Source organism: Cupriavidus sp. 01L46 (assembly GCF_056399905.1).
The window spans coordinates 71,321-87,369 of the sequence record NZ_JBFTSF010000022.1; the positions used below are offsets into that span (position 1 = coordinate 71,321).

Below are 16,049 nucleotides of genomic sequence, written 5' to 3' on the forward strand. Positions count from 1 at the left end.
AAAACGCCCCCAGCCCCCGATGAACACGCCCCGCCCCCTGTGCCTCCGGGTCAACCGGACCACGTACCAACTCGATGCCGAGGTCGATCCCGACACGCCGCTGCTCTACATCTTGCGCAACGACCTCGCCTGCAACGGGCCAAAGTACGGCTGCGGGCTGGGCCAGTGCGGCGCATGCGCGGTGCTGGTGGACGGGGTGGCGGCGCGCTCCTGCGTGATTCCCGTGAAAGCGGTGGCGCAACGCGCCATCACCACGCTTGACGGGCTGGCCACCGGCGGGCAGCCCGACCCGGTGCAGCAAGCCTTTATCGATGAGCAGGCCGCGCAGTGCGGCTATTGCCTGAACGGCATGATCATGACCGCCAAGGCACTCCTCGCGGAAAACCCCGACCCCGACGAAGCGCAGATCCGCGAGGCGCTGCGTTTCAACCTTTGCCGCTGCGGCACGCACGTGGAGATCCTGCGCGCGGTGCAGCGCGCTGCCGTGCTGCTGCGCCAGGCCGCCGGCCAGGATGGCGCGGCATGAGCGGGCGCGACGACCTCGTCATGGCGCAGGCCGGCCCCGGCGCATGGCAGCCGCCGCCCGAGCGGGAGTGGCTGGCAGGGCACGTTATCCGCCCGCCCGTGCTGGCATGGCAAACAGGCACGCTGCGCAGCGCCCGCCTGATCGACTGCGATGAGACGGCCGCGCGCGCCCTGCCTGGCGTTGCCACGGTATTGCGCCGTGGCGACTTTCTCGGCATTGCAGCCGATGCCGCGCCACAGGCGCTGCAAGCCGCCAACGCGCTGCGCGCCCGCTGGCAGGCACCGCCGCAAGCGGCAGCGTCRCGCATGCCGCTTACCCGTTCACTTGCCCGCTCACTTACCCGCCGTATCGTTGCGCAACACGGCGACGCCGAGCAGGCCATGGCGGATGCCGCTGGCCGCAGCGCGCAGGACTATCAATGGCCACTCGCCGGCCTGCAAGCCGCCGGCTGCACCGCGATTGCGGACTGGCGCGACAGCGCCCTGCGCGTGTGGCTGCCCAGCCGCCGCCCCGGCGCGTTGCGGGCCGAACTCGCCGCCCTGCTCGGCATCGGCGAAGACCGCATTACCTTGATCTGCTGGCAGGCTCCGGGCAACGACGAAGATCCCCTGTACGCCCACCACGCCGCCGCCGATGCCGCCCTGCTGGCGCATTCGGCAGGGCGTGTGGTACGCGTGCGCGTGGAGGCCCATGAACTTGGCGCCATGCAGGCCGTGGTCAACACCCATATCGAAAGCGCCTGGACGCGCGATGGCGAAATCGCCGCCTACGCCGTCAACAGCGCCGTGGACGCGCGCGGCAGCGCGGCGGTCATGCACGCGCCGCCGTTGGCTCTGTGGCTAACGCACACGCCAGCGCCGGTCTGCGAGATCGAGCCGGACGCATCCGCCCTGCACGGCGCAGGCGACGCGGGCGACGATGCCATCCTGCCACCCTACCGCTTTGACAGCCTGAGCGTCGCGCAGGCCGACCTGCCAGGACAGCCCCGCACGCCGAGCACGCCGGCGCAGGCAGCGCGCGCCCACGTGTTCGCGCATGAGTCGCACCTGGACGAGGTGGCCGCCGCAAGCGCGCAGGATCCCGTGGCCTTGCGGCTGCGCCATCTCGACGACGCGCGCGGCGCTGGCCTCGTGCGCCGGGTCGCGGCGCAGGCCGGCTGGCAGCCACGCGGCGAACGCGCGCAAGTGCTACAGAACGTACGGCGCGGACGCGGCTTCGCGTACGCCAGCACCATCGAAGCCGGGCTGGCCGATGGCGGCCAGCCCGTGCACAGCTGGTCGGCCTGGGTAGCGGAAGTCGAAGTGGATGCCACCACCGGCGAGGTCAGCGTCACCGGCGTCACGCTAGGACACGACAGCGATGCGGGCGAACAAGGCGGCGCCAATGCGGTGGCCTTGCAGCACGAAGCCGCGCGCGCTGCACAGCAACTCACCGTCGACGGCGGCCGCTTCGATAGCTGGCCCGCCGCCAACCTGCCCGCGGTACGCGATGCCAGCGTGCCGGCGCTTGCCGGCGCGCAACTGCCGGAAGTGCCTGAAGTGCRCATTGCCGGCGCGCTGAGCCCCGCCAGCGCCACGCTCGGCACGAGCGCGGCCGCCACCCTGCCCGCCGCGCCGGCCGTGGCCAACGCCATCTTCGACGCCACCGGCGTGCGCCTGCGCGAGCCGCCCTTCAGCGGCGAACGCATCCGGCTTGCGCTGGCCGCGCAGGCCAATCCCGATGACACGCCCAAGCGCGGCGCCGCCCGCAAGCGCAACTGGCTGCTGGCCGGCGCCACCGCCGCGGCCGGCTTGTTCGCCACGGCAATGCCATGGCGTGCGCCCATTGCGCCCGTAGCCCCGCCCGAAGCCGGCTTCTACTCGGCCGCCACCATCGAGCGCGGCCGGCTGGTAGCGGCGGCCGGGGATTGCGCGGTCTGCCACACGGCGCCCAACGGCGCGCGCAATGCGGGCGGGCAGGCGCTGGACACGCCGTTCGGCACCATCTACAGCACCAACATCACACCCGATGTCGAGACCGGCATCGGCAACTGGTCCTACGCGGCGTTCGAGCGCGCCATGCGCCAGGGCATTCATCGCGATGGCCGGCATCTCTACCCGGCGTTCCCCTACACCGCCTTTGCCAAGACCAGCGATGGCGATCTGCAGGCGCTCTACGCTTACCTGATGGCCGCCGAGCCGGTGCGCGCCAAGGCGCCCGAGACCGCGCTGGCCTTCCCCTACAACCTGCGCCCGCTGATGGCCGGGTGGAACCTGCTGTTCCACAGCCCCAAGCCCTTCGAGGCCAATCCGGCCCGCTCGGCGCAGTGGAACCGCGGCGCGTACCTCGCCGAAGGCCTGGGCCACTGCAGCGCCTGCCATTCGCCGCGCAACGCGCTGGGCGCCGAACAAGGCGGCCGGCGCTATCTTGGCGGCGGCGAGGCCGAAGGCTGGGAAGCGCCCGCGCTAGGCAAGCTGTCGCACGCGCCGGTGCCGTGGACGGAGCAATCGCTGTTTTCCTACCTGCGCACCGGCTACGCCCCGCATCATGGCGCGGCGGCCGGGCCGATGGCACCGGTGATCGAAGAACTGGCGCTGCTGCCCGAGGATGATGTGCGTGCCATCGCGCACTATGTGGCATCGTTCGGCGACGCGCAGCCCGATGCGGCGGCGGCCAGCGCACAGGCGCAGCAGCTCGAGCAACGCAGCGCCGAAGCCGCGCGCACGCTTGGCGGACCCGCCGCGCGCCTGTACCAGAATGCCTGCGCGGTCTGCCACCAGGGTGACCAGGGCATCAGGCAATTCGGCATCAAGCCGTCGCTCGCGCTCAATACCAACCTGCACGGCGACAAGCCGGACAACCTGATCCGCGTGCTGCTGGATGGCATTCCCACGCCGGGGACAAGCGATCTGGGCTATATGCCAGCCTTTGGCGAGAGCCTGGACGACCATCAGCTGACGCAACTGGTGCACTACCTGCGCAAGCGCTTCGCCCCCGACAAGCCCGCCTGGGACAACGTGGACGATACGCTCGCGCGGCTGCGCGCGGCTCCCGCTCACCAACCCACTCATTAATCAGGCACTGAACAATACCAGGCCGGCCTGAAGCCATCAGTCCGCCATTTTTCCCGGCAAGCCACCTTGCCGCCGCCCCCTGCCGCGCGCACCCAATGCATACGCCGCGCGGCACGGGGAAAACCCCGAGGAGAAAACCACCACCACGCTCTTGCTAGCTTGTTTTATGTAGCTTACGCTGAACGATCATGTAGCAGGCACTACATGAGTGCCGGATGAAGGAAAGCGGTGCCGCCCCTGCACAAGGACGGCGCGCAACACCCCGGCCAGCCCGCCGGAAACCATAAAAAACAGCCCATCCATCACTGAACAGGCCTGGCCCGCTGCTTGCATAGCAAACAGCACAAGCCAGCCGAGCGCAGCGGTGGAAAAGACACACACACGGTAGACAACGGTAAACAGTAAAGGAGTGAACATGTCGTATCAGTATCAAGACGGCGCGGCGGGCGTACTACCCGCGGCGGCCGAGCCAGACATCTACCGCAAGGTGACCTGGCGCCTGATTCCGTTCTTCTGCGCCTGCTATCTCGCCGCCTATCTCGACCGCATCAACGTCGGGCTGGCCAAGCTGCAGATGCTGGACGACCTGCACTTCAGCGAGACGATCTACGGGCTKGGCGCGGGCCTGTTCTTCGTGGGCTACATCCTGTTCGAGGTACCCAGCAACCTGGTGCTGCAAAAGGTGGGCGCGCGCCTCTGGATCGCCCGCATCATGGTGACGTGGGGCTTGCTGTCGGGGGCGACCATGTTCGTCACCACGCCAACGCAGTTCTACGTGCTGCGCTTCCTGCTGGGCGCGGCCGAGGCCGGCTTCCTGCCCGGCGTGCTGCTGTACCTGACCTACTGGTTTCCCACCCACAAGCGCAGCAAGATCATCGCGCTGTTCATGATGGGCCTGCCGCTTGCCAGCATGATCGGCAGCCCGCTGTCCGGCTGGATCATGACCGCTTTCGCCGGCATGCACGGCTGGGCCGGCTGGCAGTGGCTGTTCTTCCTGGAGGCCATCCCCTCGGTGCTGCTGGGCGTGATGGTGTTCATCTACCTGCCCAACGGCATCAAGGACGCCAAGTGGCTGCAGGCGGACGAAAAGCGCACGTTGCAGCGCAACCTGGATACGGACGTGCTGGTGGAAAACAACCACTCGCTCATGGCCGCCTTCGCCGATCGCCGCGTGTGGATGCTGGGCCTGATCGACATGTGCCTGCTGATGGGCACTTACTCCATCGGCTTCTGGATGCCCACCATCATCCGCGACTCCGGCGTGGCCAGCCCGCTGCACATCGGCCTGCTCACCGCCATCCCGCACGCCGCGGCGGTGATCGGGATGCTGCTCAACGGCGCCCACTCCGACAAGACGCGCGAGCGCCGCTGGCACATTGTGCTGCCCACCCTGGCAGGCGCGGCCGGCCTGGTCGGCAGCACCTTCGTCACCGGCTCCACCTCCGCCACCTTGGTAATGCTGACAGTGGCCAACGTGGGCATCGTGGCGACCTTCCCGGTGTTCTGGTGCCTGCCATCTACCTTCCTGAGCGGCACCGCGGCCGCCGCCGGCATTGCGCTGGCCTGCYCCATCGCCAACCTGGGCGGCTTCGCGGCCACCTACCTGCTGGGCTGGCTGAAGGACACATTCCACAGCCCGAGCGCTGGCCTGATCCTGTTTGCAGGCTGCCTGGTGGCGAGCTGCTTCCTGGTGCTGGCGATGCCGGCCAAGGTGGTCAACCGGTAGTGTTTGGCCTGGCCGTCCGGCTCCGTGCGATGCGGGCACAGCCGGGTTAAGCGCGAAAGCAAGGGGCTCCCGAGGAATCGGGAGTTTTTTATGGATTTTTGCGCACTTTTTCACCGAATTCGCTCGGCAGGCCTGCTGAACAACTTACCGCCCGCGGTAGCGGAAAAAGACATCCACATCACCGATGCGCTGATTGCACTCGCCAAAATCCGGATCGTGCACATCGCACATCGGCAAGAGCGCAGGAAGGGAGATACGCGCCCGGCTCGGGTAGCACTGAAGAGCCAGCTTGTCTTTGCCGGCGGCACCTGCCTGTCGAAAGCCCACGGCTCATCGAACGGATGTCGGAAGACATCGACATCGAGGTTCTGCTGGAAGACGCTCCGGATGGCTATGCGCTGCCGAAAGGTCATTCGACGCGCAAGCGCCTGGGCGACATCCCGACCGAACTGGAGGAGCGCCTGACCCGGGTTGGCTTCGTCTTTACGAAAATCGAAGACAAGAACAACCCGTTCTCCAACGACAACCGTCGCTACTACAGGCTTGCGGTTGAGTATGGTCCGCAATTCAAGGATGTCTCCGGCGTCTTGCGTCCAGAGTTGAAAGTCGAACTCATCCATCGTCCGCCCAAGCTCCCGGTCGAAGCGCTCGATATGGGCTACCTGCTGGATCGTTTCATTCCCCGCGACACGCCGGTTCGTTTCCAGATGCTTGCGATCTCGATCGCGGAGACCCTCGCGGAGAAGGTGCTTTCGCTCTTGCGACGCTGCGCCTGGAAGTGGGATGGGCACCAGCGTGGCGACTCCGACCCGGCGCTGGTTCGCCACGTCTATGACGTCTGGCGTATCCACGCGGCACGGCCAGACGCAATCGAGCCGGCTCGTGCTGTCTTTGCCGCGCTCGTGGCAAAAGACGTTGAAGAGTTCAAGGGCCAACATCACGGGTTCGATACCAAGCCCTACGCCGTCCTGAGCAACGCGCTGGATCGCGCCCGTAGCGACGAAGGCCTGCGCCGAGATTTCTCGCAGCGCCTGCTCCCTCTTCTGTTCGCAAAAGAGAAGCCAGTTTTCGAGACCTGCTTTGCGTCTTTCGCCGCAATCGCAGAGCACTTCCTGACAACGGCAAGTACGACGAGGTCCGGCTGGCGCCCCCCGCCACCGTGCCTTCTCGACAACAAAGATTGAGCCGCGCGCCGCTTATCCGTACCATGCCGCCGATGCAAAGCAGGATCAAGGCAGGATAACGGTATGACTCTCAAGACTCTCGACGGCGCGCTGGCCTTGCTGACCTACTTCACGGTGCGCCAGCCCACCTGGGGCGTGCGCGAGCTGGCCAAGCACAGCGGGGTGCATCACGCGGTAGTGCACCGCGTGCTGGCCACCTTTGCCGCCAACGGTTTCCTGCTGCAGGACGCGGCCAGCGGCAAGTATTCGCTGGGGCTGCGGCTGTTCGAGCTGGGCCAGGTGGTGCGCAAGACGTTCTCGCCCGCCGAGGTGGTGCAGCCCGTGCTGGAAAAGCTGGCCGCGCAAAGCGGCGAGACTGTCTTCCTGTCGTGGCTGGACGGCCATGAGGGGCTATGCGTCGGCATGGTCCAGAGCYAGCATCAGTTGCGCTTCTCTATCGAGCTTGGACAGCGCTTTGCGCTGCACGCGGGCGCGCACGCCAAGGCCATCCTGGCCTTCCAGGACGACGCCTTCCGGGCCCGTGTGCTGGAGAACGCCAGGCAGCGCGGCGAGGCCGCCGCCAGCGTGGCGGGCCTGGCCCTGCCGCTGTGGTCGCGCGACCAGGCCGAGGTAGTTGGCTCGCTGGCCATTGCGGGCCCGCAGCAACGCCTGAATGAGGAATCGGTCCCGCGCATGCTGGAAGCCCTGCGCGAAGCCAGCCGCCGGCTGGAAGAGGTGGTGGGTTTCGGGCGCTAGCGCGCCCACAAGGCGCGCGCCACCGCATCGCCGCCGGGGCCGCCGCCGAACACAAGCTGACCGATGGAGAACCCCAGCTCGCGGTAGCTCTCCCACTGCGCTTCATTGAAGAACTGCTCGATCGTGGGTTCCTGCGGAAATACCGGATGGCCGGCGCGGTACTGCTGCACATCAACCGGCGCCGAGGCAATCGGGCAGGGCTTGAGCAGCACGATGCGCGATACGGGACGGCGCGTGGCGGCGGGCTCAAGCGCGCGGTACACGTTCAACAGCAGCGCGCACTTGTTGGCCGCCGCCCGGTTCTGGCGTGCCGCCGGCAGAAAATCCTCCGGCGTGCCGAACACGCTGCCCAGCACGGCATCGCCGGCGGCCGCGGCATCGACCACGATCTCCAGCCCCATGTCGATACGAGCCAGCCGGATCAGGTTGGCCAGGTCGCCGAACTGGTAGTCCGGGTCCGCTCCGCAATCGCACAGCACGACCAGCCCCACCCCGCGCTCGGGCCGCAGCAGCTCATACACGGCGGTGTTCTCGAAATGCCCGCCGTCCGACAGGTATTGCCAGCCGCGCCGCGTGCCGTGAAAGCGCGCGCTCAGTTCGCAGGCCAGGTAGTACTGCGTGCGCAACAGCGTGATAAACCCGCCCAGCCAGGGCGACCCTGGCAGGTCCGCTTGCACGCGGTTGCGGTCTGCGCCGCCGGCGCGCGGCGCGCTGCCGGCATCCAGCGGGTACGACGGCCACCAGGTGCCCAGGCGCAGGTTGGCCAACCCTAGCAGCAGCGATGTGCCCAGCGTGGTGGAGCGGCCCAGCCCGGTCGAGACCACCGCGCCCGAGGTCGCGATCCAGTCGCCCAGCGTGCGCGATTGCGAGAGCTCGCTGCCGCCCGCCTTGTGCGTTTCCGGGAAATAGCGCTGCCCGTCCACGGTGAAGCACACGAAGGAATCCTCGGGCATGGAGCGCGAGGCCGTCGCCGGCAGCACGAAGGGTCCTGGCGCCACGCATAGCGGCTTGCCCTTGCGGTCGCGYTGCACCAGCTGCTCGGCGGAATCCACGGTGAGGTTGAGCGTGACATTGATCAGGTGCAGCGGCGCCAGCATGACGGGATCGTAGTAGGTGTTCAGGCTGAGCGCGTCACCGTCCGCTGGCTCTGCCACGCTCAGCCTGGCGCGCTGGCTGCCGTGCTGCTGCGCGGGCGCCGCGCCACTGCCGGGCATGAAGCGCTTGCCGTTGGAGGCGCCAAGGTAGGCGCGGGTCAGGCGGGCCGAGTAAAACGGCTGCAGCGTCGACAGGTTCAGGAAGCCGGCGAAACGCCCCGCGATCATGGTCAGCCCGAGCGCCAGCACGATCAGCGTGCACAGCACCGGCGTGGTGTAGGCGTTGCCGAAGGTGAACCAGTCGAGCGGCTCGCCGCCATTCCAGCGCACCCACAGCACCAGCCACGACCACAGCACGAAGACCAGCAGCGCCACCACGGCGGCAGCAATGCCCGCCAGCAGCGACGCCGGCAGGCGCGCGCGCCACATGCGGCCCTTGCCATTACCGGCATTACCGCCCTTGCCGTCGACCAGCGCCGCGCCATAGCGGATCAGCCAGACCAGCCCACCCAGCGTCGCCGCCAGCCCGAGCGTGCGCCAGGGCTGATGGGAGGCCTGCGTGTAGAGATAGAAGGTGCGCGCCACGGTGTCCGCCACGCCCAGCGCCGCGAGCCACAGCGCAATGCCGATGGCCTGGCTCAGCAGGCGCGTGGCCCGCACCCGGTAGTCCTGCACGGTAGCCGGCGGCATCCGGCACAACACAAAGCAGCAAGCCACGCCTGACAGCGTCAGCACCGCCATCGCCAGCAACAGGCACGACAGCACCAGCCCCGGACCGAGGTGGTGCAGGACCGCGGCCATGACCAGCATCGCCACGCCGGCCAGCGCGGCCAGGCGCGTGGCGAGGCTGTCAAAGCGCAAGGCCGCCTTGCCATCGCCGCCGCGCGGATAGACCAGCCAGTACGCCACGCCTGGCGGCACGGCAAACAGCAGAAGCGCCGCCAGCGGCAGCCACAGCAACTCGCTCCACCAGATCGCCAGGCCGCCCTCATTGAACACCTGGCGGGCATCGTGCAGCAGGTCCATCTCGTGCCGGCCCAGGTCGAGCCAGGTGCCGATGGCGAGATGGCGCAGCAACGCCAGCACCGCCAGCAGCAACAGCAGCGCGCTGCCGATCACGTACTGCATGGCGAACCAGTTGCGCACCACCAGCGAGGCCGCGTAGAGCGAATCGCCGGCGCCGGTCGGCGTCAGGTAACGGCCGTTCTCGCGCAGCCACGCCATCGCGGCGCGCCCCGGGTCGGGGCCGTAGGATGCCGACGAGCGGATGCGCTCCGGCGGCTCATGCTGCAGCGTGCGGTAGGCGAGTGCCGCGGCCTCCGGCGGCGTGGTGCCCGGCTTCAACCGGCCCGGCACAAACAGGCTGCAGAAGAAAGCACCGATGTAGCCGCCGCCGCTGACGGTGGACAGGTAATCGAACTGGCCAAGCAAGGAGGTGGTGGCTGGCGCGGGGGCAGGGTTGATGGCATCCGGTCCGTCGCCTTCCTGGATGGCATCCGACGGCGCCTCCTTGGCAACTGCATGCAGCGCGGGACCGGCCACCGGTGGTGCAGGCGCCTTGGCCAGTGCCTGCATCACGCCCAGGCAGAACGTCGCGCTGCGGATCCCGCCGCCCGAGAGTGCCAGCGCCCAGTTGCTGTCGCCATCGCGCACGCGCCGGGCAATGCCGAGCTGCCGGCGCCGGCGCGCAATGCGGGCCAGTTCGTCATCCGAAGGCTGCTCGTGGACTGGCATGCGGGGCCCCTTCCTTTGCACATTCCCGCCCAAGTATAGGCGGCGTCATGGTGTGGCGAAGCACACATGCGTGCGCCGTTGCGCGGCGGCGTTCGGTGTTTACCCTGATTGTTCGATGCCACGGCCAAGCCTGGCATTTTACAAATGCAGCGACACCGTCTCTTATATAGAGACACAAAAACGGCAAGACGCAAAGATCGCATGCTCAAGACCCTCAACGGCACCCTAGGCCTGCCGACGCATTTCAGCGTGCGCCAGCCGAGCTGGGGCGTGCTGGATCTCACCGCCTACGCCRTGCAGAAGCTCTGCGCCGTCGCTGGCCTCGAACTCTACGGCCCATCCGATGCCGCCGACCGCATCGGCATCGTGCCCTTCAATGTGCGCGGCGTGAACCCGGCGAGAATCGTAGCCGCGCTGGAGCAGCAGCAGTGCATCATCGAAGCCGGCAACTTCATGGCCGATGCCATCCTGGCGCGCTACGGCGTGTCCACCATGGCGCGCGTCTCGCTGCATTACTTCAATACCCATGAGGAAATCGACCGCGTGGCCGAGCTGATCGCCGCCGCCGTGGCCTGAACCTGACATCACGACTGAACTACCGGAACCCGACATGAACCAACGCATCTTGCTGATGAGCAGCTCCCGCAAGGACAACCTCGGCTACCTCGAACACGCTGACGCGCAGATCCATGCCCTGCTCAAGCACGAGCCGCGCAAGGTCCTGTTCATCCCCTTCGCCGGCGTGACCTTCAGCTTCGATGCCTATGAAGGCATGGTCAAGCCGATGTTCGAGCGCCTGGGCTACGCGCTGGCGTCCGTCCACCACAGTGCCGACCCGCGCCGCGCGGTGGACGAGGCCGAAGCCATCGCGGTTGGCGGCGGCAACACGTTCGCGCTGCTCAAGCGCCTGTACGACGCCAATCTCGTCGACGCGATCCGCGCCAAGGTGCAGGCCGGCACGCCGTACGTGGGCTGGAGCGCCGGCAGCAACGTGGCCAGCCCGACCATCCGCACCACCAACGACATGCCCATCGTGCAGCCGCCCTCGCTGCGCGCGCTGCGCCTGGTGCCGTTCCAGATCAACCCGCACTTCATCAGCGGCAAGCCCGCCGGCCATAACGGCGAAAGCCGCGAGGAGCGCCTGGCGGAGTTCCTGCACATCAATGCGCCGGAGCAGGTCTTCGCGCTGCCGGAAGGCTCCGCGCTGCTCTCCGACGGCAGCAACGGCACCGTGCTGGGCGAACGCCACGCGCTGCACTTCACTGCCGAGGGACAGGTACAGACGCTGCGCGAGGGCGAGACCTTCCCCCTGTCACGTATCACCGGGCCGGCCGGCATGGACGGCTGGCAAGACTTCCGGGCCTGATTTCCGGATCTGAACCCCGGCGCCTCCCGGCGCTGAACCACCCACGCCACACCCCGACGCAGGGCGAAAGACCCCTGCGCGGGCCCCCCATTGCCCTTGGAGGAGGAAACACCATGACTAACAAGCACCGGCTTGGCGCACTCGCATTGAGCCTGCCCGCCGCCGCAATGGCGCAGAGCGGCGTCACGCTGTACGGCGTGATCGACACCGCGCTCACCTACCAGACCCATTCGGACCCCAACGGCAGCGCGCTGGCTGGCCTGCAACAGGGTGGCGAGGGCTTTCTGTACGGCAGCCGCTTCGGCCTGAAGGGCAGCGAAGACCTGGGCGGCGATCTGTCGGCGGGCTTCGTGCTCGAAAACGGCCTGCTGGCGGACACCGGCAAGCTCGACCAGCAGGGCCAGCTCTTCGGGCGCCAGGCCTATGTGAGGATCGGCAGCAAGCGCTACGGCGAGGTGGCGCTGGGCCGGCAATACACCACGGCCAACACCATGCTGTACCACGTGGACCCGCTCGGCGTGGGCGCCGCGCCGTCCAATGCGTGGATGGTCTTCCTGACCGGCCAGCGCTATGACAATGCGATCAGCTACACCGGCAACTACGGCCCGGTGGCGCTGATTGCCGAGTACGCGCTGGGCGAGACCGCGGGCAAAGGCGCCGCGATGTCGTCGGTCTCGCTGGGCGTGAAGTACGCCTCGGGCCCGCTCGTGGCCGTGGGCGACTTCCAGCAGACCCGCGACAGCATGAGCCGCGCCGCGCGCATCTACCTGGCCGGGCTGAAAGCCTCGGCGGGCCGCGCGAGCCTGTTCGCCAACTATATCTACAGCGACCGCGACGCTGGCTTCGACTCGTCCAAGGGCGGCACCGATACCGCCACCATCACCAGCATGTCGACCGCCGCCACGGCCACTAACCGCGCCGCGTTCAACTCGGTGTTTGGCAGCAGCCGGCGCGACGACTTCTTCACCGTGGGTGCCAACTACACGGTCACCCCCGCCGTCACGCTGACCGCAAGCGTGATGCACGACCGCACCCGCGCCGACGCCTTCAGCAAGCGCACCGACGTGTATCTGGCACTGGCGTACGACTGGGTACATGGCGACTGGTCCGGCCTGTTCGGCAACGCAACGACCAACTGGACCGGCGACAGCGGCAAGAAGCTGGACGGCCGCAACAACCAGACGACGGTGATGCTGGGCATGCGCCATTTGTTTTGAAGGTACGGCAGGTCAATGCGGATTGGCATGACGGCGGCATATCGGTCGCCCGCCCTCTCCCCCATCCCCTCTCCCGCAAGCGCGGGAGAGGGGAGCCAACCAGCGGCAAGATCAACCAACTGTGGCAGCCGTGTTTCCCGCCCGAGGGGCGGGAAACACCCCAGCGCGATGCGAAGCGAGCCGTCAAGGTTTACCTATGCCGTATGGGGCGCCTCGGGCTTCGACGAAAAGAGCGGAAAAGAGGGACCCATGTCTGAGTATCGCCCTAAGGCGATACGAGTTTGGGTCCCGGCCGCTCTTTTGATTCGGCGAAAAGGGCGGAAAAGAGGGACCCATGTCTGAGTATCGCCTTAAGGCGATGCGAGTTTGGGTCCCGGCCGCTCTTTTCGTCGAAGCCCGAGGGGGTAGTCGCCCCATCCGGCGCGCCTTCTTTGCCTACTTTCTTGGCAWGACAAGAAAGTAGGTCGCCGCCCCGCAGAGGTGGTGAAACTGCCTTTGACTCTAAGCCTTTGACTTTAAGCCTTCGACCTTAGGCCTTTGAAGTTGACTTTGAAGTTCGCTTCAACCCACCCAATCCAAGGAGAACCCCATGCCCCTGCAACAAACCCTGGTCATCCACGAAGCCCTGGACAGCCCTAACGCCAACGGCGCAGTTGTCCGCGAACTGTTCGACGCCTACACCGCCGCCGGCGTAACGGTAGACGTCGTCAGCGCCCGGAGCTGGTAGGCCTGGTGTCCGATGCGGACGGCCCGATCGGCAGCCTGGCCGTGGCGCTCAAGCTGGCGCCGATGAAGCACAAGGGCGACCACCTGGCCGGCGACGTCATCGTGACCACGCACTTGTCCACCAACGTGTCGATGCAGCCGCACGATCCGGTGCCGTTCATGGGCATGCCGGTGTCGTCGGACACCATGAACGCGTACCAGGTGCTGCCCGAGATGGACGCGATCCTGTCGCTCGATGCCTCCAAGGGCAACAGCATCATCAAGCACCGCGGCTTTGCGATCTCGCCCACCGCCATGCAGGGCTATATCCTGCGCGTGAGCCCGGACCTGGTGGCGGCGATGGAATCCACCACCGGTTGCCCGGCAGTGACCTTCCCGATCTCGCAGCAGGACATCACGCCCTATCACAACGGCCTGTACCACTTCAACAGCATCATGCAGCCGCATGTGGCCACCGCCGCCCCGGTGGTAGGCGTGGCGCTGACGGCGCAGTCGGTGGTCTCGGGCAGCGCCACCAGCGCCAACCACGAGATCGACATCGCCGAAGCGGTGCGCTTCTGCGTGGAAGTGGCCAAGCGCTTCGGCGCGGGCAAGTGCCAGTTCTTCAACGTGGTGGAATGGGGCAAGATCCGCGCGATCTATCCCGACATGACAGGTTTCCAGCGCGCCGGCGCGGCGCACTGAAACCAGGCGCGGCGGTGCCCGGACGTGCGGCAAGCCACACKCGGGCATTCTCAGCGGGCGCGCTTCAGTGTATGGTTGCGCTCCTGACGTAGTCGCCGCCTTAGCGGCTATTCTTGCAACATGCTCCGCCTGAACGACACCGACAGCCCCGCGCTGTCCCGCTGCCTGTCCACCCTCGCCGCCTGCGCCGCGCTAGCCGCGCTGCCTGGCTGCGAACGCAATGAACCGGCGCCGGCCACCTCCGCCACATCCTCATCCGCCGCCGCCGCCGCATCGGATGCGCAGGCAACGCGCGCCGACGATGCTGCCCAGCCGGACGACGGGCCCAGCTTTGCGCCCGCGCCGCTGGCCCGCCCGCTGGTCGCGCTGCGCGGGCTGACCAGCATGGCGGACGTGCAGGCGGCGTGGGGCAAGCCGCCGGACATCACGCCCAACCAGGATGAATGCGGCACGGCGCTCGACGAAGAGCACCTGATGCACTACCACTACCCCGATGCGCTGATCGAAGTGGRCCGCAGCGGCGACGCCGTGATCCGCGCGCTGCACGGCATCCCGGCCGGGCTGACGCTCAAGCTGGAAAGCCAGGACATTACCGCGGCCTCCACGCTGGCGCAGCTCAACACGGCCATGCGCAAGAACCCGCGCTGGAAGATGGCGGAGGCGCCAGGCAAGGTACGCAGCCCGTCCGACCGCGACGAGGGCGACCCGCTCGAACAGCTCGCCTACACCACGCTCTACACGCTGGACGGCGACGGCGACCAGTACCGCCTGTATTTCCTCGGCGACCGGCTGGTGGGCTACGCCTACTGGGTCGGCTGCTGACCCCGTCGTGCGGCGCTAGCGCAGCGCGCCGGGACCACCCGTGTGTGGCGCAAGCGCCGCTGCGGCATCGTCCTCGATGGCAGCGGCCTGCGATGCCTCGCCATGCAGGCGCTTCCATTCGTCGAAGCCGCCGGCCAGCGCCCAGGTATTGGCGTAGCCGGCCGCCTTCAGGCGTTCCGCCAGCACCGCTGCCGACACCTCATGCGGGCAGGCGCAGTAAACCACGATGTCGATGCTGGTCGGATGCTCGGAGAGTAATTCCAGCGGCGCATTCAGGTCGATGATCATCGCGCCGGGGATCCGCTCCACCGCGTCGCTGCGCACGTCGAGCACCAGCGGGAAGCGATCGCCTAGCCGGCGCGCTTCCAGTTCCCCCACCGACATGCGGGGCACACGCCGGGTGCGGCGCAACAGGCGCACGCGCCGCCAGAACTTCCACGCGACGAAAGCGGCGAATGCGCCCAACACCACCATGACGGCCACCGGGCCATAAGTGCTGAAGGCGTTCAGGATGACTTCGACAAAATCGGTGAACACCACGCCAACCAGCAGCGCGCCGCCGGCCCACACCAGCGCCCCGATGGCGTCGTAGAACAGGAACACCGCGAACGGCGTGGAGGTCATGCCGGCCATGGCGGTGGACAATGCGCCCGCGCCTGGCAGCAGCTTGGCGAACACCAGCGAGCGCGGGCCCACGCGCAGGTACAGCGACTGGGTCTGGCGGATGCAGCTGTCGGGCGAGATGGAAACGCGGCAGATGGTGCGCAGCATGGGTTGCCCGAGCCGCTTGCCGGCGAAGTACCAGGCCGTGTCGGCAATCAGGCAGGCCAGGATAACGGCCGCCAGCACGGCTCCCAGCGCAGGGCCGCTCTCGCGCATGCCGAGCGCGCCGGCAACGAACAGCATGGGAACGGCCGGCACCGGCAGCCCGGCCTGCTCGGCCAGCACATTGAGAAACACCAGCATCACGCCGTGGCTCTCCAGCAAGGACTGCAATTCACCCACACCGGTCTCCGCACTATGGCCGTTTTCGCCCCTTCAAGGTAATCGGCGCGAGCGAGGATGCTCGCGCCGGCGGGCATAGGCAGTAGTGTGCCACCAAGGCGGCGCGGTGCAGTGCATTGACTTGCATGCGAACGTCAAAAACCCTGAACGAGGCGCCTGCGAGGCTGCAGGCCAGCA

14 protein-coding genes are annotated in these 16,049 nt (G+C 67.5%); 11 read left to right on the plus strand and 3 right to left on the minus strand.

Features of this window, described 5'->3' with window-relative positions; genetic code table 11:
- Positions 1–19: 19 nt before the first annotated feature.
- Positions 20–526: a (2Fe-2S)-binding protein gene (locus tag AC1DS3_RS06330; protein ID WP_441636237.1), complete on the plus strand. Its 507-nt coding sequence runs from the start codon at positions 20–22 to the stop codon at positions 524–526.
- The gene (locus AC1DS3_RS06335) at positions 523–3,579 is read left to right on the plus strand and encodes a c-type cytochrome (protein ID WP_477126861.1); all 3,057 of its coding nucleotides are present in this window, start codon (positions 523–525) and stop codon (positions 3,577–3,579) included. Before AC1DS3_RS06330 ends, AC1DS3_RS06335 begins: the two co-directional genes overlap by 4 nt.
- A gap of 186 nt (positions 3,580–3,765) precedes the next feature.
- Here the strand turns inward: AC1DS3_RS06335 and AC1DS3_RS06340 are convergent, their stop codons facing one another.
- The gene (locus AC1DS3_RS06340; RefSeq protein ID WP_441636241.1) at positions 3,766–3,996 is read right to left on the minus strand and encodes a hypothetical protein; all 231 of its coding nucleotides are present in this window, start codon (positions 3,994–3,996) and stop codon (positions 3,766–3,768) included.
- On the opposite strand from AC1DS3_RS06340, the gene AC1DS3_RS06345 reads away from it, so the two are divergent.
- The 3 genes from AC1DS3_RS06345 (at position 3,995) to AC1DS3_RS06355 (ending at position 7,224) form a co-directional block, all read left to right on the plus strand.
- On the plus strand, positions 3,995–5,305 hold the full coding sequence (locus tag AC1DS3_RS06345; protein WP_477126862.1) for an MFS transporter: 1,311 nt from the start codon (positions 3,995–3,997) through the stop codon (positions 5,303–5,305). The genes AC1DS3_RS06340 and AC1DS3_RS06345 overlap by 2 nt on opposite strands.
- 341 nt (positions 5,306–5,646) lie before the next feature.
- A complete protein-coding gene (locus AC1DS3_RS06350) occupies positions 5,647–6,489 on the plus strand; it encodes a nucleotidyl transferase AbiEii/AbiGii toxin family protein (RefSeq protein WP_441636245.1) in 843 nt (280 codons plus the stop codon).
- Positions 6,490–6,552: 63 nt separating this feature from the next.
- On the plus strand, positions 6,553–7,224 hold the full coding sequence (locus tag AC1DS3_RS06355) for an IclR family transcriptional regulator (RefSeq protein WP_477126863.1): 672 nt from the start codon (positions 6,553–6,555) through the stop codon (positions 7,222–7,224).
- On the opposite strand, the gene AC1DS3_RS06360 is transcribed toward AC1DS3_RS06355, so the two are convergent.
- Entirely contained in the window at positions 7,221–10,052 is a 2,832-nt protein-coding gene (locus AC1DS3_RS06360) for a hypothetical protein (protein WP_441636249.1), read from the minus strand. The genes AC1DS3_RS06355 and AC1DS3_RS06360 overlap by 4 nt on opposite strands.
- 201 nt (positions 10,053–10,253) lie before the next feature.
- Between AC1DS3_RS06360 and AC1DS3_RS06365 the strand changes: the two genes are divergently transcribed.
- The 6 genes from AC1DS3_RS06365 to AC1DS3_RS06390 all read left to right on the plus strand — a co-directional run bounded on the left by AC1DS3_RS06365 (position 10,254) and on the right by AC1DS3_RS06390 (position 14,867).
- Entirely contained in the window at positions 10,254–10,628 is a 375-nt protein-coding gene (locus AC1DS3_RS06365) for an aminotransferase class V-fold PLP-dependent enzyme (RefSeq protein WP_477126864.1), read from the plus strand.
- 34 nt (positions 10,629–10,662) lie between these two features.
- Positions 10,663–11,418, plus strand: coding sequence for a dipeptidase PepE (gene pepE / locus AC1DS3_RS06370; protein WP_441636253.1), 756 nt, complete (start codon positions 10,663–10,665; stop codon positions 11,416–11,418).
- Positions 11,419–11,531: 113 nt separating this feature from the next.
- Positions 11,532–12,635, plus strand: a complete 1,104-nt coding sequence (locus AC1DS3_RS06375) for a porin (RefSeq protein ID WP_441636255.1) — start codon at positions 11,532–11,534, stop codon at positions 12,633–12,635.
- A 589-nt stretch (positions 12,636–13,224) separates the two neighbouring features.
- Positions 13,225–13,362, plus strand: a complete 138-nt coding sequence (locus tag AC1DS3_RS06380) for a hypothetical protein (RefSeq protein WP_441632833.1) — start codon at positions 13,225–13,227, stop codon at positions 13,360–13,362.
- 5 nt (positions 13,363–13,367) lie between these two features.
- Positions 13,368–14,045: a DUF1177 domain-containing protein gene (locus AC1DS3_RS06385; RefSeq protein WP_441632831.1), complete on the plus strand. Its 678-nt coding sequence runs from the start codon at positions 13,368–13,370 to the stop codon at positions 14,043–14,045.
- 120 nt (positions 14,046–14,165) lie between these two features.
- The gene (locus AC1DS3_RS06390; RefSeq protein WP_477126865.1) at positions 14,166–14,867 is read left to right on the plus strand and encodes a hypothetical protein; all 702 of its coding nucleotides are present in this window, start codon (positions 14,166–14,168) and stop codon (positions 14,865–14,867) included.
- A 15-nt stretch (positions 14,868–14,882) separates the two neighbouring features.
- Here the strand turns inward: AC1DS3_RS06390 and AC1DS3_RS06395 are convergent, their stop codons facing one another.
- A complete protein-coding gene (locus tag AC1DS3_RS06395; RefSeq protein WP_441632827.1) occupies positions 14,883–15,872 on the minus strand; it encodes a VTT domain-containing protein in 990 nt (329 codons plus the stop codon).
- Between the last annotated feature and the right edge of the window lie 177 nt (positions 15,873–16,049).

Bases quoted from the DNA above. Each gene is read 5' to 3' on its own strand.
- pepE (WP_441636253.1), top strand. From the start codon at position 10,663: ATGAACCAACGCATCTTGCTGATGAGCAGCTCCCGCAAGGACAACCTC.
- AC1DS3_RS06330 (WP_441636237.1), top strand. From the start codon at position 20: ATGAACACGCCCCGCCCCCTGTGCCTCCGGGTCAACCGGACCACGTAC.
- AC1DS3_RS06375 (WP_441636255.1), top strand. From the start codon at position 11,532: ATGACTAACAAGCACCGGCTTGGCGCACTCGCATTGAGCCTGCCCGCC.
- AC1DS3_RS06340 (WP_441636241.1), bottom strand. From the start codon at position 3,996: ATGTTCACTCCTTTACTGTTTACCGTTGTCTACCGTGTGTGTGTCTTT.
- AC1DS3_RS06380 (WP_441632833.1), top strand. From the start codon at position 13,225: ATGCCCCTGCAACAAACCCTGGTCATCCACGAAGCCCTGGACAGCCCT.
- AC1DS3_RS06350 (WP_441636245.1), top strand. From the start codon at position 5,647: ATGTCGGAAGACATCGACATCGAGGTTCTGCTGGAAGACGCTCCGGAT.